The organism is Glutamicibacter sp. M10, from assembly GCF_025452055.1.
Taxonomy (GTDB): Bacteria; Actinomycetota; Actinomycetes; order Actinomycetales; family Micrococcaceae; genus Glutamicibacter.
Map to the genome: position 1 here is coordinate 3,462,958 of NZ_CP104918.1, position 19,612 is coordinate 3,482,569.

Below are 19,612 nucleotides of genomic sequence, written 5' to 3' on the forward strand. Positions count from 1 at the left end.
CCATGACACTTCGTCTTACCGTTTCAGGAATGCTGGACGTTACCCATACCCTGGCGGTACTAAGACTTCATTCGCTTCCGGGCCAAGAAGAAATAGATGAAGCGGCAGCGCAGGTTCACCGAATCTTGCGATTCGACGACCATCTAGTAGAAGTACACATGGCGTTAAATCCCGACGCTGTCATAGTTCAACACGATGCGCCGGCTAAGCTGCTCCCCAAGCTGCGGTCAACAATTGACCATTGGTTCGGACTCACGCAAGATACCTCGTCGGCCTACGCATCCTTGCAGACCTTGCCCAGCTTTGCGCGCCTGGCACAAGAATCTGACCACCTGAGGTTGATTAGCTATCCGACCATTTTTGAGGCCCTGGCTACCACCGTCATTGGTCAACAAGTTTCTTTAGCCGCCGCACGAACTCTTGCGGGACGATACGTAGAAAATTTAGGTGAATTACACCAGTCGGGACTACGCGCATTCCCCACCGCGCAAGCCACTGCTTCACTGGAGCCCGCGCAAATCCAGTCCATTATTCGTTGTCCCTTGGCGCGGGCAACAACATTGCATACGGTTGCCCACTGGTATCAAGACTTTGGCCAGCACCTCAACCATGACCACGAGCAGTTCCTCACGCAGCTACTCGCATTGCGAGGAGTAGGTCCGTGGACCAGAGACTACATGGCGTTACGAGGACTAAGAGCTCCCGAGATATTCCTTGATACAGACCTAGTCGTGCGGCGGGCCTTGAATAACTTGGGTGTCTCCGAGAATGAACTCAAGGACTTGCCATCCCAAGCTGGATATCTGGCCACGCTTCTGCTCTGGCACCACGACTCACGCCAACACGATTAACAAAAAGGAACCTACCAAGCTGTGCAATCTTGGTAGGTTCCTTTTTCTGCGATCCGGATAGCTGAGCAGGCTACCCGATTCACTTTCCCCTTATTCGAGCCGGCTAAGCCGACAACTAGGCTGAGGCGAGCAACCTCAGGCCGTAGTGAACTGGCCGATAGAACTCGGTCAAGTTGATCGCTTCTCCCGACCACACACGGGAGAAGCTCTGAAATAAGCATAACCCGTCGCACCCTAATAACGTCAAGAGCTAGTCACCTAATATCTTAATATTTTTCTTAGGTAAGCATAACTAAGAATTTGACGTCACCGAAGACAGGTGGGAGGAGGGCAGACAGGGGCAACCGCTGGTTTAGTCTGCGAAGATTTTTCCTACGTCAGTTCGCTTCTCAGCTTGGAAAGTATCTTCGGCACGACCATAGGCCCAATAGGCCGACAGGGACATGTCCCGTCGGTCCACGCCGCGCTCATCATAGAAATAGAGTCGTAGTTTTTTCATAACTTCGCGCTCTCCATGAGCAAACACCTGCACCCGGCCGCCTGGCCAAGGGTAGTCACGCACCGTGTTTTCCAAAACGGTGTTCGTAGGCGCGAATGGGGCGTTGCGATGCACCCAACGAACTTCAACACCTTCGGGGTGGACTAAGTCCAGCTCATCAGCCTCGTCAGCCACCTCGATAATGGTCACGCCCCGCATTTGATCAGACATAGCTTCTAAGGCGACACTGATAGCCGGAATCGACGTTTCATCACCAGCGAAGAAGTGGAAGTCGAATTCTTCGCGGGGCACGAACTGCCCTGCTGGACCGCCAAAGCAGATTGACGATCCGATTTCAGTATCTCGTGCCCATTTGCCGGCCAAGCCCTCGTCCCCGTGAACGACGAAGTCAACTTCGATGGTTCCAGCTTCATGATCGCTGCGGCGCACTGTGTACGTACGGCGAACTGGCATATCCTCGGGAGCCAGCTTAGTGCGCAGCTCATCCAAGTTGTACGGCAACGGCAACTCAAGTTCTGGCTTCGCAAACAAGAATTTAACGTAGCGGTCCGTGACAGGCTTATCCACGAATTGCGCAAACCCCGGGCCACCAAGCGTCAATCGCACCAGATGAGGTCCGATGTGTTCGCGCTTGAGTACTTGCAATACAACTTGAGGTCGTGAAGTACGAGATTCGTTTTGCGTGCGTCCACCAGCTGGCTGAGTCATGTCAACACTCCCTGTCCGAATAAGAAAAGATACTTCAATCCTAATTGACGGGAGCCTCAGAGCTTATTTGGGGAAAGTCGTTGCACCTTCGAAAGCGCTCAGACCCTCACGTTCCTCAAGGCTTAGCCGCTGAACTCGTGAAGTAATCGGGTCAAAGTAGGCCAAAGTAGTCGAGGCTTTAACACAAAGGTAGTCCTCAATCGGATCACGGAATTCGTAGCAGATATCAAAGCTCGCTGGTTTGATGTTGGCGACCCACAGATCCACATTCACCGGGACGTTGCGGTACTCCAATGGCTTGGAGTACCGCACACGGTGCTCCACAACCAGAATTTGGATCCCTGCTGGCACCGCCGAAAAAATATCAGCCTTCGGCTCTACTCCAGGGGCACCAGTGCCGCCCGGCACACCAAAGCCTGCAATGCGCGCTTCTTCCATCAGCCTGATCAGGTTGACGTTATTAACGTGCCCATAAGCATCCATGTCGCCCCACCGCATGGGGACTTGTACGCGAAGTGCAGACTCAGCCACGACTTAAAAACTTCCTTCTACATATTCTTGGCGTCGTCATTGACGAGCCCAAGTTTTACCAGCTGATCAAGAATACGTGCGCCGTCAGGCTCATAGATCCACCGCACACCTGGTGTGGTTCGGCGTAGTTCATTGGAACGTCCGCCTGCGAGCACCGCTTCCGAAGGGGTGAGCTGACGGATCACTATCGCCCTGACAAGTTCAGGATAACGGCGTGCAAATTCGGCATAAATCGCCGGGTCATGCTGGCCATCATCACCCACCAGAATCCACGAAATTTGAGGAAATTCTTGAGCCAGACGGCGTAGCTGATCAACCTTGTGTTGCATACCGCTACGGAACCATGAACGTTCGGTCGGTCCCCAGTCCGTAAGTAGCAGTGGGCCTTCTGGATACAGGTTGCGAGACATGAAGCGTTGCAACGTTTGCGCGACATTCCATGCGCCAGTGGACAGATAGATCGTTGGCCCACCTGGGTGATCCTGCTGAACTTTTTGAAGCATCACAGCCATGCCCGGAGTGGCCACGCGGGCATGCTCGGAGAGGACAAACGAGTTCCAAGCCGCCAGCAAAGGACGCGGAAGCGCAGTGACAACCACGGTGTCATCAACGTCGCTAATGACACCAAATTTCTGGGCCTGATCAATCACCATGATTCGAGCGGTCGCCTGGTCGCCACCATGCGCGTGGAGGTGAACTTCATGCCAGCCTGCAGGTAGGTCTACTGCTAGCTTGACGTCAATGACTCCGCCTCGGTCTGCCTGGACCTCAAAACGTTGGTCCCCGACATCAATGCTTACCTTCCCAAAAGGAAGAATGGGTGAAATGAAATTGCGGAATCCGCGGATCCCGTCAGCAATCACCTGAGCCTGCTGCTGCCCAAATTCAAAGGCGCCCGGTCCTGCCAAGACCACGCGGGCCAAAACACGAATCCAGCCGTCCTCAGGACCGGAAGAACCATATCCCGTGTAGGGAAGGATGACGGCACCCTGACCTTTGGCCTGTGCACGCTTTGCACGCCAACCGTGAAATTGGTCTTCCAAGCGTGAGGCTACGTGACGAGTTCGCTGATCAGTCGAAATGTGACTCATGCTCACAGTCTTTCATGTCACCGGCCAAGCAAGTAAAAAGACCAGCCTTGAATCGCCGTAATTCACGGCCTCAAGGCACCCCTTCCGCTTGCTGATCTGTTTTGCGGAGTGCTCCATCAGGAATAAGGGTAGAACCCTTCTCCACTCTTACGTCCCAATAATCCAGCCTGAACTTTCTCCGTGATCAGCGGGTGCGGCTTGTCCGCATCCTCGCCTGTCTCGGCGTAGGTAGCTTGGGCAATAAAATCGATGACGTCCAAACCCACCATGTCCATGAGTTCAAAAGGACCCATCGGGTGCCCAAGAGCTGTCTTCGCGGTGGTATCGATGTCTTCGATACTGGCGATACCCTGCTGGGCCAGGTTCAACGCTTCAGCATTGATAGCACCCATCATGCGGTTGGCAATGAATCCCGGGATTTCCTTGTTTACTAGTACCGGTTGCTTGCCCAGACGGGTAGCAACATCCGTCACCGCTGACACCGTTTCGTCGCTAGTTTGTTCATTGCGAACTACTTCAACACACTTCATGACCAGCGCCGGGTTGAAGAAATGCATATTGCATACCTGCGCAGGTCGTCCGCTGGCCTGAGCTACACGCGACGAAGGCAGAGTTGAGGAATTGGTTGCAAGGATCGCGTGGGCTGGGGTGTGTTCACCCAGCGTGGCGAAAATCTGCTCCTTGATATCTAGTCGCTCTACGGCAGCCTCAATGACTAGATCCGCAGTGCCCGCGCTGTGCACTAAATCCGTACTTTCGCTCAGGCGTTCCAAAGCGGCCTGAGCATCTGCTTGTTCTAGCTTCCCCTTGGAAACTCGCGAATCGGCCCAAGATTCCAGTTCCTTGCGTGCAGCAGACAAGGCGTCAGCAGAGATGTCTTGAAGGATTGTCTGGTAGCCGCTCAAGGCACAACTCATTGCGATTTGCCGGCCCATGGTTCCGGCGCCGATAACCAAAATTCGTTCAATCGTCATTGATGCTACTTTCTTCGGCACTTCAGCGGCGACTGTCAGCCCCGCAGATATGTGGTGGTCGTGTGCGTGTAAAATTCGCGAGCTGCCGTTCCTTGTTCTTTCGGTCCGTATCCTGATGACTTGGCTCCACCAAATGGAACGTGGGGATCTGCGCCTGCTGACTCCGAATTTACATGCAATATACCAACATCCAGTGTCTGTTGAGCAGTCAGGGCCAACGCAAGATTACTTGTGAACAGCGCCAAGCTCAGCCCAAATTCTGAATCCTCGGCCGCTTCGAATGCCTGCTCTGCGCCGCTGACCTTGCGCACCGCGAGAACCGGGGCAAAAATTCCTCGCGCCAACTACAGTTCGTCCGGCCTGCTTCACCGTCCGGTAGCTCCAAGATGGTAGGTGCCAGATAATTACCAGTTTTTGGCGCTTTGCCTTGGAACCGCAGGATCGCGCCTTGGCTCAGAGCGCGGTGGATCCCCTCACGCGCCGAACTCGCAGCTTTGGCATCAACCAGTGGCCCCATATGAACATTAGGGTCCATAGGGTCACCGGTATTCCACTGTTCCAAGCGAGTGGTGAGCTTTGACATGAATGATTCGGCAATAGCTTCATCCAGAATGAGGCGACTGGTCGCAGTGCATTTCTGTCCTGTAGAGCGGAAAGCCCCGAAGAGCACTTCTTCGCAGGCTAGATCAAGATCAGCATCGGCAAGTACCACCGAGGCGTTCTTGCCTCCCATCTCGGCCTGAACCGGGATGCCGCGCGAGGCGCCGGCGGCACAGAGCCGGCGACCTACAGCAGTTGATCCGGTGAAGGACAAACCATTGAGGTGCTCGTTGGCAATAATTCGGTCCCCCAACGCACCGGGACCAATGAGCAGGTTCAGTACTCCTGCTGGCAGCCCTGCATAATCCAAAGCTTGGGCCAGGCGCAACGCCAAAATCGGCACAAGGCTGGCAGGTTTAAACACAACCGTATTGCCAAAGACGAGTGCAGGCGCGATTTTCCAAGCTGGAATACCGATAGGAAAGTTGAATGGGGTAATAATGCCCACCACGCCCAGCGGCTTGTTGGTCACCAAGATCTGTTCCCCTGGGCGCGGCGATTGGAAAACAGTCCCGGCAACGCGTTCGGCCTCACCCGAGTAATAGGTGAAAATTTGGGCTGCGCGCAGTACTTCGCCGATACCTTCGGCCCGAGTTTTGCCTTCTTCGCTGGCCAGTTCCTCGCCGAATTGCTCGGCATGCTCCTTGAGGTAGCGCGCAGCCGTGGTGAGGAAGGCCGCACGCGTAGCCATCGGGGTTCGTGCCCAGCTTTTCTTCGCTTGGTGAGCGGCTGTAAAAGCTTCATCAACTTGTTCTTCGCTGGCTGCACTGCCTTTGGCGAGTACCTGCGAGTTATCAGCAGCAGCGGACGAAACAATTTCTCGTCCCTTGCCCTCAACCCAAGTGCCATTGAGATACTGGTACAAGGACACCGGGGTGGAAGTTAATTCCATAGTCACATTCCTCTAGATTCTTTTTCAGAGCTCGGTTTAGCGGAAAGCCGGAACGCCGGTGAGTTTGTTGCCCAAGATCAGCGTGTGAACCTCATCGGTACCTTCGTAGGTACGTACCGATTCCAAATTGTTGGCATGACGCAACGGCGAGTAGTCCAAGGTGATGCCGTTCCCGCCAAGAATGGTGCGAGCTTCGCGACAGATCTTGATGGCTTCGCGACAGTTGTTCAATTTGCCCACCGAGATCATATGAAGATCCAAGTTTCCTGCGTCTTTGAGTCGTCCAATGTGAAGAGCCAGCAAGAAGCCTTTGTTTATTTCCAAGGCCATATCCACCAGCTTCTGCTGGGTCATTTGGTATCCGGCCAGCGGTTTGTCAAACTGCATTCGCTGTTGTGAGTATGCCAAAGCGTCTTCAAATGCGTCGCGTGCAGCGCCCATGGATCCCCAAAGAATGCCATAGCGTGCCTCGTTCAGGCAGGAGAACGGGCCCTTTAATCCTTTGACGTTTGGCAACACTGCAGAGCTGGGCAAACGCACATCAACAAGGTCGATTTCGCACTGGATCGAAGCACGCATGGAGAGTTTTTGTTCAATAGGTGTCGCAGTGAAGCCTGGGGTGTTGGTAGGAACCACAAAGCCTCGGATCCCTTCCTCGGTCTGTGCCCAGATCACCGCGACGTGGGCTATATTCGCCAGACCAATCCACCGCTTGGGCCCGTTGATCACCCAGTCGTCTCCATCGCGGCGCGCAAAAGTTTGCATGTTTGAAGGGTCTGATCCAGCGGTCGGTTCAGTCAACCCGAAGCAACCTATGGCTTCACCGGCAGCCATCGCTGGCAGCCACTCTTGCTTCTGCTCTTCCGATCCATGCTTGTAGATGGCACTCATCGCTAGCGAACCCTGAACCGAAACAAAGGTGCGCAGTCCCGAGTCACCTGCTTCCAGTTCTGCCCCGGCGATGCCATACTCCACCGCTGACCGGCCGGCGCAGCCATAACCTTGTAGATGCATTCCAAGCAGTCCCAGTTTGGCCATTTCTGGAATGATTTCCACTGGGAAGACCGCGTCGTTGTACCACTGGGCAATATTAGGTTTGATGTGCTCTTTGACGAAGCCGCGCACCGTATCTCGAAGGGCCAGCTCTTCAGTGGAGAGCAAGGAATCAAAGTTGATCAAATCTGCCGGATCAAGGATATGTTCTGTGGTGGTCATTTTCTCTCCTCGGAGCTAAGCATGAGTAGGTTGGTCAAAGAGTTCTTGGTGTTGGCCGTGGGTTGGCGGAAGTCTGCGGTATTGGGCTGCGGAGCGCGAGAGACCGATGGGGCTGGATATCTGAGTAGTCCCTTCTCCGGTGACTTCATCCTTGATGACTGCCACCGGATCTAGGCCCAGCTCTTTAGCGAAGTCAATGGCTTCAGCAACGGAGTTGACCTTTCCTGCTGGTACCCCGGCATTCATCAGGCTGGCGGCCCAGCTTGCTGCGTTTCTTGTACTGGTGACTTCTTCTATGAGGGTTTTGAGCACCCCACGATTGGCCACCCTGGCTGAGTTGGTGAAGAACCGTGGATCCTCGGCGAGCGCCGGATCTCCGAGTTGTTGACACAGTGCAGCAAATTGCCGGTCATTACCCACCGCTATGGCTACTACCCCATCACTGGTGTTGAAGGTTTCATAGGGTGCAATGCTGGGGTGCGCGTTACCCATACGTGCTGGCGCTTGGCCGGTGGCCAGTGTGCTGCTTGACTGGTTGGTCAGTCCGGCGAGCAATGATGAGAGCAAGTTGATGCTTACTCGCTGCCCTTGTCCACTACTCTCACGTTCGCGTAAGGCCAGCAGTATTCCGGTGACAGCGTTCTGTGCTGCCAGCACGTCTACCAGCGCTACTCCTACCTTGCTAGGCGTGGCATCTGGTTCTCCGGTGATACTCATCAGCCCACCGACGGCTTGGACCAGAAGATCAAATCCGGGCAGTGTGGCACCTTGTTTTTCACCGAATCCAGAAATTGAGCAGTAAATCAGTGACGGGTTCAGTGCTTTGAGCCTGTCGTAGTCCAGGCCGAATTTGGCCAGTACTCCGGGGCGGAAGTTCTCCACTAGGACATCGGCTTCCGCGATGAGTGCCAGCAGTCGATCTAGCGCAGCGGTGTTGGCAAAGTCGACAATGACTGCTTGTTTGTTGCGATTCACCGACCAGTAGTAGGTGCTGATGCCTTGGGCATTGACCGGTGGAATCCATCCCCGGGTTTCGTCGCCCGCGATGCTTTCAACCTTGAGGACGTCGGCGCCGAAGTCACCTAATGTCATCGTGCACAATGGCCCGGCAAGAATGCGCGAGAGGTCAATGACCTTGACTCCCTCAAGCGGTTGACTCACCACTTTCACCTCCGGTTCCGCTAAGTTGATGGTTGTTACATGTTGCATGCTACTCTATGTTGCGTAGCTCACTCATGGCAAGACTTAATGGAACTTTGCTAGGTGCAGCTAGGAAATTAGATCTTCAAGACGGTCCAAAAATGGCTGAGCTTCAAGGCCCGGAGTCCGCGAACAAATCGAACGGATCAGCATTTGCGCGGTACGCATGATGTGTCTACGCACTTCTTCGGCAGCGGCCGGGGCATCTTTAGCAAGGATCGCAGCCATAACCTGCTCACGATCCCCCGCTAACTCCTGACTGCTGCGGGCATAGGGCACGGTAGTTTGCCCATGAGCAAGCACTAAGTTGCGCAACTGCCCCACCACACTGTCCAGTTTTTTGTTGCTGGCTAATCCAAGCAGGTACAGGTGGAATTCTTTGTCGGCCTCTAGGGTGGCCCTCCCGTCACCGCTCTGCCCAACCTTGATCATCTGCTCGTGCAGTTCGGTGAGTCGGGCACGGTCAGCGTCAGTAGCGTTGAGCACACCGCGTGCGGCAGCTGCCGGTTCAATGGCCAACCGCAATTGGAAGACCTCAACGATATCTTCCAAGGAGATCTGGTTGACCCGCACCCCGCGGTTTTTCGCCACAGTCACAATGCCTTCTTTTTCCAAGAGCTGCAAAGCTTCACGCACCGGAGTGCGTGAGACCCCGAGCTTCTCGGAAATGCCAATGGCCGAATAGTGCTGATCAGGGGCCATCTCCCCTGCAACGATGGCCGCCCGGATCATTGTGGTGACCTGTTCGGTCAGCGAGGCTTTAGGGGCAATCGGTTGCATGCTACTCATGAGCAGAAGCTTATCTTGATTCGTCTTGATCCTGACCATCTACCATCTGAACGTTTCCACGGGCACGATAAGCTGACACAGTGAGTGAGCAACAATCGATCCCTGAGAATTTTTGGCCGAAGACCTGCGCCTGGCTGCGCTGGATGCAGCACGTAGCGCAGCTCCCCTACTGTCTTCTTCCTTTCGCACCGCAGTAAATGTTGAGCACAAAACCAGCACCCATGATCTGGTCACCGACATTGACCGCCGAAGCCAACAGCTCATCACCGATTCATTGTTAACTGCGGTACCCGATTCGTGGGTGCTTGGCGAAGAGAAACTAACTACCACCTCCGGCCATAAAGCCGCAGGCAAGGTGCAGTGGATCGTGGATCCCATCGATGGGACCAGCAATTTTGTTCACGGCGTAGCGTTCTTCTGCATTTCCATCGCAGCTGCCATTGACGGCCAGCTGGTGGCCGCGGTGATCATCGATCCAGTCACCGGCGACGAGTTCAGCGCGAACTCGGATGCTGCGATGCTCAACGACGTTCCGCTACGTCCGGGCACCCGTCCGGAACAATCTCGCGCCAATCTGATGACCGACTATCCCGGGGCAGAGTCACTGACTAAGGATGGCGATATCGCCTTGCAACTGTTTGGTCAGTGGATTCAAGATTTTGCCACCGTGCGCCGAAAGGTCAGCGCCGCTCTAGCCTTGGCTCACGTTGCCGCCGGCTGGTCTGATGCGACCATCGGCTTTGATACCAAAGTTTGGGACGTCGCCGCCGGAGCACACTTGGTGCGCATGACACACGGAACTTTCCGTGGGTTGGCCTACGGTGAAACCGGGTTAGCCGATCACGAGTGTCCCGGTTTTATCGCCCAAGGACCGGGCGCCAACTACCCTTCGCTAAATTCGGCAGCACAGCAGATCCATCAGTTGCGCACCCGCACGGTGCGCTAAAAATTTTCAGCGGCGCCAAGCGGTGCACAAAACAAAAGTGGTGGCCTAGAACCGATAGCTTTTGCTACGGGTTCCAGGCCACCACTTGATTGCCAGTACTACTCCCTGGCCGATGCTGCTTAGAGGTGAGTCGGGGCGAACATCTTCAGCAGAGTTTTGACCACGATGACGTTTGGTCCCTCTTCGGTAAGCGCCTGCTTGAGCGCGTCACCGATCTGATCAACTTCGACCTCGCGTGCCGGAACACCGAAGGACTGAGCCAGTGCGACAAAGTCGGGCCGGACCAGCTCGGTGGCCGTAGCCTTACCAAAAGCGCCTTCCATGTACTCACGCAAGATGCCGTAGCCACCGTCATCAACAATCAACCAGGTCACTGGGGCCTGGTGTTGTTTGGCGGTTGCTAGCTCAGCGATGGAGTACATCGAGGAACCGTCACCGCTGACAGCCAGTACTCGTTGCCCGGTACCAATCGCGCCACCAATGGCCGAAGGGAAACCGAAGCCCAGACCGCCGGCACCCTGTGCCGAATGGAACTGGCCATCCTTGGCATCCCAGCAGCTCCAGCCCCAGTAGGCTGCAATGGTCATATCCCAGAAGGTCTGCATCGATGCCGGAACTGCGGCACGGATGTCTTCCATGAATTTTTGTTCTTTGCCCAGATCCTGAGCATCCAGGCGTGCCTGGATTTTTCTAGGGTCTGCGCGACCACCTGCTGTGGTCGCTGTCCATGCCATGAAGCGCGCGAGGTGTACCCGGCATCCTTCAATCCCCGGTCCAGGAACTTCAGCGCTTCGCGGGCGTCGGCGCGAATACCAAGCGCAGGAGTATTGGACTCCAGAACTCGTGGTTCAGCGTCAATCTGAATCATCTTGCCGCGCGGTTCAAGGGTGAAGTAATTACTGGTCACTTCGCCTAGGGCCGAGCCGATGACCAACAATACGTCGGCGTCTTCCATAACCTCGGTGGCGTGACGGTCTTCAACCCATGACTGCAAGGACAGTTCATGATTCCACGGGAAAGCCCCGTTACCGCCCGGGCTGGAAAGCACCGGCGCCTGCAAGGCTTGCGCCACGGCCAACAGTTCGGCCTGCGCACCGGCACGGCGCACACCACCACCGGCGATAATGGCCGGACGTTGTGCATCGGAGAGCCAGTTAATTGCTTCGCGGATCAACTCTTCACGCGGTGGGTGCTCATAGGCTTCAGCCAAAGCATCCTGCACCGGTGGCACCATCACTTCAGCGAGCAGCACGTCCTGGGGAACTTCAACCCACACCGGCCCCATGGGCACAGTGATCGCACGCGCCCAAGCATCCTGAATGGCCGAAGGGATGCCAGAGGCGTGATGTACGGTCTGCTGGAACTTGGTTACGTTGGCCGCCGAAGCTTTCTGGTCATCGAGCTGGTGCAGCATGCCCTTGCGTCGTGCACCCAGTCCATCCAGTGGGATCTGGCTGGCCACAACAACCATCGGCACACCGGTGGCATAGGCTTCCTGCAGTCCAGCCAGCGAGGTTAGCGCGCCGGGCCCGGTGGAGAGGAACAGTACGCCCACCTCACCGGTAGCGCGGGAATAGCCGTCGGCTGCAAAGGCCGAGTTGTTCTCCACTCGAGAGGAGACAAATTCCAGGTTTGAGCGGGAGAGCGCGTCGAACAGCCCCAAGGCGTGCTGTCCGGGGATGCCGAACACGGTTTTGGCTCCCAGCGCGGTGAGGGTCTCAATGACCAGGTCGCCGCCGTTACGTTGGGGCTGTGTTGTCATTACTTGTTCAATCCCTGGTTGGCGCGGAAGTCGCTGATCAGGCTGATTAGGTCGTAGGTGACGTGGCTGGCGGCCACACCGGTCAGTTCGGCGTGGTCGTAAGCTGGGGCGACCTCAACAATGTCGGCGCCGACGATCTTCAGTCCGCGCAACCCGCGCAGGATTTCCAGTAGCTCACGGCTGGTGATGCCGCCGGCTTCCGGGGTTCCGGTGCCTGGTGCGTGGGCTGGGTCAAGTACGTCGATGTCCACCGAGATGTACAGCGGGCGGTTGCCGATGCGCGCACGCAGCTTGTCAACGATTTCACGCACACCCTGGTAGTACACGTCCGAGCTGGTCACGATGCCAAAGCCGAAGCGCTTGTCATCCTCCAGGTCCTTCTTGCCGTACAGCGGGCCGCGAGTACCCACGTGGCAGATGGCTTCGGTATCCAGAATGCCTTCTTCTACCGCACGGCGGAATGGGGTGCCGTGGGTGTACTCGGCACCAAAGTAGGTGTCCCAGGTATCCAGGTGAGCGTCGAAGTGCAACATGGCCACCGGTGCACCGGCACGCTCGGATGCAGCGCGCAGCAGTGGCAGTGCGATGGTGTGGTCGCCACCGATGGTGACCAGGGTTGAACCGTCAGAAGTTAGCTCCAAGGCTTCTTCCTGAATCGTTTCGATAGCTTCATTGATGTTGAACGGGTTTACCGCGAGGTCACCGGCGTCAACTACCTGGCTCTGAGCAAAAGGCGAGGTGTCGGTGGCTGGGTTGTAAGGGCGGATCAGGCGCGAGGATTCACGGACGTGGTTGGCACCAAAGCGTGCACCTGGACGGTAGGAAACACCGGTATCAAAAGGCACACCAATGATCTTGATGTCAGCGCTCTGGACCTGGTCCAGACGCGGCAGACGGGCGTAGGTACCGGCGCCGGCGTAGCGAGGGATCATCGCTGCATTGATTGGCCCCAGCTTGCCGTTTTCCTCGATGCGAACTTCTTTCATGCTCTTGCCCTCCTGGCACTTATTCGGCAACTGCCATAGTTGCCTAATATGAAACTTACGTTTCCCATTATGCTATTTTGTTGGCGAGGTCACGTCAAGACTCAGAGCACCAAAATAGTGACTATGACGCGAATTCCGGGGCAAAAGACAACAAAAGCCGTAGCCCTACAAGGGGCTACGGCAGCATTTGACGATCCTGAGCACTGAAGGCAGAACGTCTAAAAATTCTATTCTTGGCGAAGGTACTTCCTGGTGGCTTTGATCATTGCTCGATCCAGCTCGTGGATTGCCACGCAAAAGCCGGTGGAAAGAATGAGAGATTTGAGCATAAGTTCACCGGGATCATCGGCCACGTAAACCAGCTGAATTGGACCCACAAGAACGAGAAGAACCATCGTCCAGACGGCATATGGCCAAGAAGTATGGGCTTGAGCCATTTGAGGGAAGCGTGCACGCCGCCGGATGGTGCGCATTCCGATTATCACAATCACCACAGCGATGATGACCGCGCCGATGAAAAAGAAGTTGCGCTGGGTACGAATCCACGTCAAGGTGGTGCCCGCGAGTAAACCAAGGAACACCGAAGCCCACCAGCCGATAGAGCGTAGCTGGTTCTGGGTGCCAATTGTTTCGCTAGTACTCACGCCACTCCTATCGCTCGCCGCACCATGTGCGTACGGTGAACACACCTTTTTAGAATACGCGCTTGAACGCATCGGCACGAGTAAGGCTCCCCGGTTAGAGGATCAAGGTCCACGTCACCAAGGCCACTTCATCGGCTTCATTTTCCCAGCTATGCGGCTCGCGCCCTGGGAAGGTCATAGTGTCTCCGGCTTGGAGTTCAACGCGTTGATCCGGCAACACTAAAGTGAACCTCCCCGAGATCACATGCAAAACTTCCAGTTCACAGTCCACCGAATACAGTTCGGCTTCACCAACACCCTTGGGCGCGATTTCAGCGCGAATCATCTGAACCCGCCTTTCGCTACGCGGTGTCACCAATTGCTCAGTGATTCCTTCTCCGCCTAGGGACACCCGTGGCGCTTCGGCCAATCGCACCAACATCGTTTCAGGCACTTCAAATAGCGTTCCCACTTCAATGCCGAGCACTTCGCATAGTTTCAGCAGCGTTGAAACCGAAGGGCTGGTCAGATCTCGCTCAACACGCGAGAGAAAGCCCTTGGTCAATCCGGACAGTTCAGCAACCTGGTCGATGGTCATCCGCTGCCTTTGGCGCACCCCGCGTAGCCGTGAACCAATATTGATTGCAGCACCGGTTGATTCCACGGGCAGGGTCTTCATATTTTTGCTCCATCGCCTCTGTTGTTCCGACGCACTAGGCGTCTTCCTGCCATTTGCCTAAGTCAGCAGGCAGGTTTACCAATAGTAAACAGACCCTAGCTGGGGTGCGTCAAATATGTCGCACACCACAACAACTGCTGTTCGCTGAGCAGCCGGCTGATTACACTCGGCATATGATGAGCAGCAAAGAGCTTTTGCGTGAATACCTCAACGACGCCCGCAACGCGGTGATCTATAAAGCTCAGGGACTGAGCGATCACTTGGCCCGCAAGCCACTGACGCCCACCGGCACGCATGTTCTTGGCGTAGTACATCACTTGGCCATCACCGAATACGGATACTTCGGCCAGTGCCTGGGCCGAGAAATCAACAACCCCTATGTGCAAGAACTCACGGACTCCGACGATCCGCAAGCCGACTTTTTACCGCCAGCACACTTCACCGCCGGCGACATCATTGATTTTTATCAACAGGCGGTCGCATTCTGCGAACAGAGCATCGCGTCCCTGCCATTGGATGCACCGGCCGAAGTGCCATGGTGGATTCGCCGCCGGCACACCACCTTGGAACAGCTCATGATTCATATGATCGCTGAAACCTCCCGGCACGCCGGGCACCTTGATATCGTGCGCGAACAGCTTGATGGCTTCACCGGTCTTCGCCCCGAAGCTCCCAACCTTCCCCGTATTCCACAACCCAGTGGGAACAGCAGTACACGAAGATCAACCAGCTGTCCCAGACGCTAGACGCTGGGTCCAGCGCGGATGAAGGAAATATTTCAGGCTAGGACTTCACTGGCTTACTTGCACGGGAGTAGCATCGCAAGTGTTGCTTCACGAGACACGGCGTAAAGCTCCGACTTGACGTGCACCAACCCCAGATTCATGGGTGGTTCGGATGACGAAGCGGTCCGTTCACAATTTTGTGGCCGGGCAAGAACTCAGTGAGAGCGCATCCCATGGCATATTCCGTCCTGCCCATCATCGACCGCCAAACCGGACAAGTTCAGTTCAAGGTCCAGGGCCAATGGCACATTCGATACGTGTGCGATCCAGCTCGCTTAGAATTGCTCATCGCCCGATCCGCGCGCCGCCCGATCTTTGAACCGGCGACCTCGCAGCTAGTACTTTCCATTGCTAGCTCCGGTCAGCCCGAGGGGCAGAGCATCGCTTTTAGTCTTGCCAAATTCCCAAGTCTGAGACCGCTGTCTAAACTGGGTAGCTGATCCGTTATCTGCCAAGAGAGCTGTATTCGTGATGCCGAACCAGTCAGCAACCGAACCTACCCGCGCCCAAATCCAACGTTGGCGCAAGTATCTGGCCGACGAGGTCGCTGAAGGTGCCATCTATCGGACCCTAGCCCAAAAGAAAACTGGGCAAGAGAAGCAAATCCTTCTAGGTCTGGCCGCGGCCGAAGCACGCCATGAGGAACACTGGCGACAAAAACTAGGTGTCCACGCCAAGACGGTCCGCCCCTCCTTGAGGCGCACCATCTTGCGTTTTTTGGCGCTTAGCTTCGGTTCGGTGTTCGTTTTGGCTATGGCACAGCGCTCTGAGAGCAGCTCCCCTACCGCGATGATCAGGACGCGACCGCGCAAATGGCCGCCGACGAAGAGGTCCACGAAGAGGTAGTGCGTGCTTTGGCCACCGCCGGTCGCGCTCAGCTTTCGGGCAACTTCCGCGCCGCCGTATTTGGCGCCAATGACGGTCTAGTCTCCAACTTGGCGCTCATCATGGGTATTGGCGCCACCGGCGTTTCTTCCACTTTTGTCTTGTTCTCCGGCATTGCCGGGCTGCTGGCCGGAGCATTATCGATGGCCGCTGGCGAATTTGTTTCCGTGCGTTCTCAACGAGAGTTACTCACCGCATCCCGGCCTACCCAGGTCACGCTCACCGCGGCCCCCGATCTGAATCTGGATGCCAACGAGTTGGTACTGATTTACAAGGCTCGCGGAATGAACGATGAAGATGCTGAGCATCGCGCTGCCGAACGCATGGGCCTCTTCACCTGTGATTGCAACCCAGCCTTCTCGCTGAACCCGGAAGAGCGTTCCGAAGAGCTGGAGAATGAACATGAGGAGCTCGGCTCGGCCACCGGCGCCGCCGGCACCTCGTTCCTGCTCTTCGCTTCCGGTGCGGTCATCCCGATCCTGCCGTATATCTTCGGCATGAGCGGCCTGCCTGCCGTGATCCTCTCGGTGGCCCTAGTCGGAATTGCTTTGATGCTCACCGGCGCTATCGTAGGTCTACTCTCCGGAGCGTCCCCGATGAAGCGTGGGCTGCGCCAACTAGCCATCGGCTGGGGAGCTGCGGCAGTGACCTACTGCTTGGGACTCATCTTCGACGTACAGCTGGGCTAGAGCCAAGGAATTATTTGTCTCACCAGCGGGTACGCCGGCGTAGCGTGCTCATAGAACCAATAAATTCCATCGCTTCTTCGGCAGTATCTACCAGCGCAATTTTCTCTTCCATGACCCGGTCTGCGGCCAACGCCTTGAGCAAAGGCCAAGCTGGCATAGTTTCAGTCCAGTACTCGCGCCCTAGCAAGACCATGGGCACCACACGCGCGCCGGTGGCGTAGTAGTTTTCGCAGGCGTCTTGGAAGATTTCCTGCACCGTACCTGCAGCACCCGGCAGAACAATTAGTCCCCCGTTAGCCTGCTCCAACAAAATCGCTTCGCGAATAGAGTTGGTGAAAAATTTTGCGATCTTTGTTGCAAACAAATTCGGTGGCTCATGGCCATAGAACCACGTCGGCACACCTAATGACTGGTGGGTGCTCGGGAATCGATCACGAACGGCGAGCGCAGTGCGAGCCCACTGTGTGCGCTGGTGAATCGCATCTGGAGCCGTGGCGAGCATCTGCAACGCAGCGTCGACATCTTGTGGATCATAATCAGCCAACCAAGCACCGAGGTTGGCCGCGTCCATCGCCCCCGGTCCCCCACCGGTAGCAACGGCACATCCTGCCCGAGTAATCAGTTGGCCCAGTTCCACGGTCTGCGCGTAGTGCTCAGATCCGCGGGTCATCGCGTGCCCACCCATCACACCAATCAGCGGTGAGTCTTTAAAGGCCCCATCGTAAACTTCGGATACCAGAGCTTGAGAGATCTGGTAATCATGGAAGGTGGTCGCCATGGCACTGTCGTTATCGGTGACTTCAGGTGTGCTGTGTTGCTGAGAGTAGGCGTAGATCAGTGCGTCCGGAACTTGCTCATAGGGCTTGGCATCAATGCCTGCGTATAGTTCGGCGGCCGTATATAGGTCCCGCTCACTGGTCTGAAAAGGTAGTTGCGTGCCTGAAGACATGCACAGTCCGCCGGTGGCCTGAACCAGTTCACGTCCCGCGGGTGAATACTGGCAATCAATAAATATCGCCTCGGACAGGTCCAGCGAACGCAGTATGGAATCGCGCTCACGCAGATCTAGTCGATGCACCCGCCACCCGTATCCTCGGGCATGGGGATTAGCCAAAGCTTCAGCAGCTAATCGGTCAAATTCGATCAGTGAAATGATGTTCACCGCGCGCGCCGGAAGAAAAGGCCAGATATGGGACATGCGACAACGCTACGTCATACATAGGGATTATTCACACAGGGGCGCTTCAACTTTCACCACGGGCCGGAACGTGAAACGATGAGAGGATGAGTAACTCTGTTCCACCAACCATAGACGCCCGCCACTTGTTGGCCTTCTTGGGCGATGTTCCTTTCTTTACGGAAAGAACTTAGCCGCTGAAGAAAATTCCGTGGTTGACGTGGAATTCGACGAGACGACTGGACAGATCGAGGGCACCGTACGAGCCGCCGATGGAGAGTTCTCGCCGATGATCCAAGTGCAGCAGGTCGATGATGAATGGAAGATCGAACTGTGCGAATGCTCCTGTGACAAGCCAGGCATCTGTGCACACATCGCAGCGCTAGCGATTGTGTCGAACAAGATTGCTTCCATGCCACGCCTGGTTCCTGTTGCCGAAGAAAAAGCTCGGCTGCTTGGTCTCAGCAAATCGGGTCTTGGTTTGAAGAGTCAGAGCCCGGTCCAGCTGACGGATTGCTCGGTTCTCAACATGATCCAGTAGTGGCCATGGGTCTTCAGTTCATGCTCTTTGACTCGAAGAACACCACCCAGCAACAGCAGTGGATGCCTACTGGAACCATTCCGCATCCCACGCGCAACAAGCGTTTCCGTTTGGGGGTACGCCCCATGGTGCGCAATACCGAAGGCCGCTGGGTTCGCGGCCAGTTGCGCTGGACCACCCTAGGTTTCAAAACCTACGGCTGGAATCTCTTGCGCTCACAGCATCACTGGTTCACTCGTTTTGCTTCCATGGCCCGCAGCGACACCCAGCTGCAGTTTAAGGTTGATGAAGATTGGCTATTCATGGACGAATACGCCTCCGACCTGTTGTGGCCTTTGCTTGACCAAGCACAAGAACTTGGCATCCCTTTGATCTCAACACGCAACGAACAGCGCATTCGCATCGTCGACCCTGCCGCATTTAGCATGCGAGCCTCACTGGACGAAAAACAGTTGCAGCTCGGTGGTGTCCTGCACATCGACGGTCAGGATCTACTTCTGGATGCCGACTCCCCTAGCGGCGTCATTGCTGATCACGGTTTTTACGCTCAGCTTGGGCAGCCAGATGAAATTTGGCTGGCCCCAAGCACTGAACCCATCGCCGAGGCTCACCGCCGCTGGTACGCAGACCGCCGGCAGGTTGCTGTTCCAGTCGCAGAGATTAATGACTTCTTCGAATCGGCCTACCCTCGTTTGGCACGTCGTTTTGACCTACGCAGCGCCAGTGAAGAGTTGCAACTTCCTGCGTTGAAGCCACCTTTTGTTCAGGCCACCGTCACCTACAAACGCGATCTGAATGAGAAGGGTGAGCCAAATGATTCGGCGACCCTGGATTTCCAGGTCCGCTACCCGGGTGTACCGGATCATCACGAAGTTTATGATTTTGAAGCCGAAGAAGAACTTCGAGCAGCCGTGGATGAAGTCTTCCAGGAGCATACAGGAAACGGCAATCCTGATCTTGCACCCAAGTTCTACTCGGGTGAATCGGTCATTACCTTTGTCTCCGAAATTCTGCCTGCCATCGAACAGCTTCCAATGCTCAAGCTGCTTGAGAAGGGAACACGCCCAGTCTTCCGTCAGCTGCGTGAACTCCCCAGCTGAAAATCAATGCGGTAAATCATGAGCGCACCGACTGGCTGGATTTAGGCCTGCTGATCACCGTTGGTGACCACGCAGTTCCTTTCTCGCAG

Annotated in this window: 19 protein-coding genes, 2 pseudogenes and 1 riboswitch; of the genes and pseudogenes, 7 read left to right on the forward strand and 14 right to left on the reverse strand. The window is 55.8% G+C overall.

The features are described from left to right. Positions 1–2: 2 nt before the first annotated feature. Complete coding sequence (locus N6V40_RS16730; protein ID WP_262198357.1) at positions 3–851, forward strand: DNA-3-methyladenine glycosylase family protein; 849 nt, start codon at positions 3–5, stop codon at positions 849–851. 352 nt (positions 852–1,203) lie between these two features. On the opposite strand, the gene N6V40_RS16735 is transcribed toward N6V40_RS16730, so the two are convergent. The 9 genes from N6V40_RS16735 to N6V40_RS16775 form a co-directional block, all read right to left on the reverse strand. Then, positions 1,204–2,058 (reverse strand): siderophore-interacting protein, encoded by an 855-nt coding sequence (locus N6V40_RS16735; RefSeq protein ID WP_131090299.1) that lies wholly within the window; start codon positions 2,056–2,058, stop codon positions 1,204–1,206. A 63-nt stretch (positions 2,059–2,121) separates the two neighbouring features. Beyond that, positions 2,122–2,589 carry an acyl-CoA thioesterase gene (locus N6V40_RS16740; protein ID WP_131090300.1) on the reverse strand — a complete coding sequence of 156 codons (468 nt, stop codon included), beginning with the start codon at positions 2,587–2,589 and terminating at the stop codon, positions 2,122–2,124. A 17-nt stretch (positions 2,590–2,606) separates the two neighbouring features. Continuing rightward, positions 2,607–3,680, reverse strand: coding sequence for an App1 family protein phosphatidate phosphatase (locus N6V40_RS16745; RefSeq protein ID WP_262198360.1), 1,074 nt, complete (start codon positions 3,678–3,680; stop codon positions 2,607–2,609). A gap of 116 nt (positions 3,681–3,796) precedes the next feature. Next, the gene (locus tag N6V40_RS16750; RefSeq protein ID WP_262198362.1) at positions 3,797–4,654 is read right to left on the reverse strand and encodes a 3-hydroxyacyl-CoA dehydrogenase family protein; all 858 of its coding nucleotides are present in this window, start codon (positions 4,652–4,654) and stop codon (positions 3,797–3,799) included. A 35-nt stretch (positions 4,655–4,689) separates the two neighbouring features. Next, entirely contained in the window at positions 4,690–4,965 is a 276-nt protein-coding gene (locus N6V40_RS16755) for an aldehyde dehydrogenase family protein (protein WP_262198364.1), read from the reverse strand. After that, positions 4,902–6,146 carry an aldehyde dehydrogenase family protein gene (locus N6V40_RS16760; RefSeq protein WP_262198366.1) on the reverse strand — a complete coding sequence of 415 codons (1,245 nt, stop codon included), beginning with the start codon at positions 6,144–6,146 and terminating at the stop codon, positions 4,902–4,904. The genes N6V40_RS16755 and N6V40_RS16760 overlap by 64 nt, the downstream gene beginning before the upstream one ends. 36 nt (positions 6,147–6,182) lie before the next feature. Continuing rightward, the gene (locus N6V40_RS16765; RefSeq protein ID WP_262198368.1) at positions 6,183–7,361 is read right to left on the reverse strand and encodes an acyl-CoA dehydrogenase family protein; all 1,179 of its coding nucleotides are present in this window, start codon (positions 7,359–7,361) and stop codon (positions 6,183–6,185) included. 15 nt (positions 7,362–7,376) lie between these two features. Further along, positions 7,377–8,522: a CaiB/BaiF CoA transferase family protein gene (locus N6V40_RS16770; RefSeq protein WP_242632587.1), complete on the reverse strand. Its 1,146-nt coding sequence runs from the start codon at positions 8,520–8,522 to the stop codon at positions 7,377–7,379. Positions 8,523–8,630: 108 nt separating this feature from the next. Further along, positions 8,631–9,350, reverse strand: coding sequence for a GntR family transcriptional regulator (locus tag N6V40_RS16775; RefSeq protein WP_165477376.1), 720 nt, complete (start codon positions 9,348–9,350; stop codon positions 8,631–8,633). Positions 9,351–9,462: 112 nt separating this feature from the next. Between N6V40_RS16775 and N6V40_RS16780 the strand changes: the two genes are divergently transcribed. Further along, positions 9,463–10,296 carry an inositol monophosphatase family protein gene (locus tag N6V40_RS16780; protein WP_262198372.1) on the forward strand — a complete coding sequence of 278 codons (834 nt, stop codon included), beginning with the start codon at positions 9,463–9,465 and terminating at the stop codon, positions 10,294–10,296. Positions 10,297–10,415: 119 nt separating this feature from the next. Here N6V40_RS16780 and N6V40_RS16785 read toward each other — a convergent pair. From N6V40_RS16785 to N6V40_RS16800, 4 genes and pseudogenes are all read right to left on the reverse strand, one after another. Further along, a pseudogene (locus N6V40_RS16785) lies at positions 10,416–12,058 on the reverse strand (thiamine pyrophosphate-binding protein). Next, the gene (gene speB, locus N6V40_RS16790; RefSeq protein ID WP_131090309.1) at positions 12,058–13,044 is read right to left on the reverse strand and encodes an agmatinase; all 987 of its coding nucleotides are present in this window, start codon (positions 13,042–13,044) and stop codon (positions 12,058–12,060) included. The pseudogene N6V40_RS16785 and the gene speB overlap by 1 nt, the downstream one beginning before the upstream one ends. A gap of 227 nt (positions 13,045–13,271) precedes the next feature. After that, a complete protein-coding gene (locus N6V40_RS16795; RefSeq protein WP_262198374.1) occupies positions 13,272–13,688 on the reverse strand; it encodes a hypothetical protein in 417 nt (138 codons plus the stop codon). A 94-nt stretch (positions 13,689–13,782) separates the two neighbouring features. Then, entirely contained in the window at positions 13,783–14,346 is a 564-nt protein-coding gene (locus N6V40_RS16800; RefSeq protein ID WP_131090311.1) for a helix-turn-helix domain-containing protein, read from the reverse strand. A 173-nt stretch (positions 14,347–14,519) separates the two neighbouring features. Between N6V40_RS16800 and N6V40_RS16805 the strand changes: the two genes are divergently transcribed. The 3 genes and pseudogenes from N6V40_RS16805 (at position 14,520) to N6V40_RS16815 (ending at position 16,705) form a co-directional block, all read left to right on the forward strand. Then, on the forward strand, positions 14,520–15,092 hold the full coding sequence (locus N6V40_RS16805) for a DinB family protein (RefSeq protein WP_262198376.1): 573 nt from the start codon (positions 14,520–14,522) through the stop codon (positions 15,090–15,092). An 85-nt stretch (positions 15,093–15,177) separates the two neighbouring features. After that, positions 15,178–15,291: riboswitch (SAM riboswitch) on the forward strand. Between the two features lie 13 nt (positions 15,292–15,304). Beyond that, positions 15,305–15,571 (forward strand): hypothetical protein, encoded by a 267-nt coding sequence (locus N6V40_RS16810; protein ID WP_262198378.1) that lies wholly within the window; start codon positions 15,305–15,307, stop codon positions 15,569–15,571. 31 nt (positions 15,572–15,602) lie between these two features. Continuing rightward, positions 15,603–16,705: pseudogene (locus tag N6V40_RS16815) on the forward strand (VIT1/CCC1 transporter family protein). 19 nt (positions 16,706–16,724) lie between these two features. On the opposite strand, the gene N6V40_RS16820 reads toward N6V40_RS16815, so the two are convergent. Continuing rightward, positions 16,725–17,903: an LOG family protein gene (locus tag N6V40_RS16820; RefSeq protein ID WP_262198380.1), complete on the reverse strand. Its 1,179-nt coding sequence runs from the start codon at positions 17,901–17,903 to the stop codon at positions 16,725–16,727. 190 nt (positions 17,904–18,093) lie between these two features. On the opposite strand from N6V40_RS16820, the gene N6V40_RS16825 reads away from it, so the two are divergent. After that, positions 18,094–18,423, forward strand: a complete 330-nt coding sequence (locus N6V40_RS16825) for an SWIM zinc finger family protein (protein WP_262198382.1) — start codon at positions 18,094–18,096, stop codon at positions 18,421–18,423. 5 nt (positions 18,424–18,428) lie between these two features. Beyond that, on the forward strand, positions 18,429–19,523 hold the full coding sequence (locus N6V40_RS16830; protein WP_262198384.1) for a hypothetical protein: 1,095 nt from the start codon (positions 18,429–18,431) through the stop codon (positions 19,521–19,523). Positions 19,524–19,612 lie beyond the last annotated feature (89 nt).

What these genes read in the sequence shown, in the direction of transcription:
- N6V40_RS16730 (WP_262198357.1), top strand. Translation starts at nt 3, where the DNA reads ATGACACTTCGTCTTACCGTTTCAGGAATGCTGGACGTTACCCATACC.
- N6V40_RS16735 (WP_131090299.1), bottom strand. Translation starts at nt 2,058, where the DNA reads ATGACTCAGCCAGCTGGTGGACGCACGCAAAACGAATCTCGTACTTCA.
- N6V40_RS16745 (WP_262198360.1), bottom strand. Translation starts at nt 3,680, where the DNA reads ATGAGTCACATTTCGACTGATCAGCGAACTCGTCACGTAGCCTCACGC.
- N6V40_RS16750 (WP_262198362.1), bottom strand. Translation starts at nt 4,654, where the DNA reads ATGACGATTGAACGAATTTTGGTTATCGGCGCCGGAACCATGGGCCGG.
- N6V40_RS16760 (WP_262198366.1), bottom strand. Translation starts at nt 6,146, where the DNA reads ATGGAATTAACTTCCACCCCGGTGTCCTTGTACCAGTATCTCAATGGC.
- N6V40_RS16765 (WP_262198368.1), bottom strand. Translation starts at nt 7,361, where the DNA reads ATGACCACCACAGAACATATCCTTGATCCGGCAGATTTGATCAACTTT.
- N6V40_RS16775 (WP_165477376.1), bottom strand. Translation starts at nt 9,350, where the DNA reads ATGAGTAGCATGCAACCGATTGCCCCTAAAGCCTCGCTGACCGAACAG.
- speB (WP_131090309.1), bottom strand. Translation starts at nt 13,044, where the DNA reads ATGAAAGAAGTTCGCATCGAGGAAAACGGCAAGCTGGGGCCAATCAAT.
- N6V40_RS16800 (WP_131090311.1), bottom strand. Translation starts at nt 14,346, where the DNA reads ATGAAGACCCTGCCCGTGGAATCAACCGGTGCTGCAATCAATATTGGT.
- N6V40_RS16805 (WP_262198376.1), top strand. Translation starts at nt 14,520, where the DNA reads ATGATGAGCAGCAAAGAGCTTTTGCGTGAATACCTCAACGACGCCCGC.
- N6V40_RS16810 (WP_262198378.1), top strand. Translation starts at nt 15,305, where the DNA reads ATGGCATATTCCGTCCTGCCCATCATCGACCGCCAAACCGGACAAGTT.
- N6V40_RS16820 (WP_262198380.1), bottom strand. Translation starts at nt 17,903, where the DNA reads ATGTCCCATATCTGGCCTTTTCTTCCGGCGCGCGCGGTGAACATCATT.
- N6V40_RS16830 (WP_262198384.1), top strand. Translation starts at nt 18,429, where the DNA reads ATGGGTCTTCAGTTCATGCTCTTTGACTCGAAGAACACCACCCAGCAA.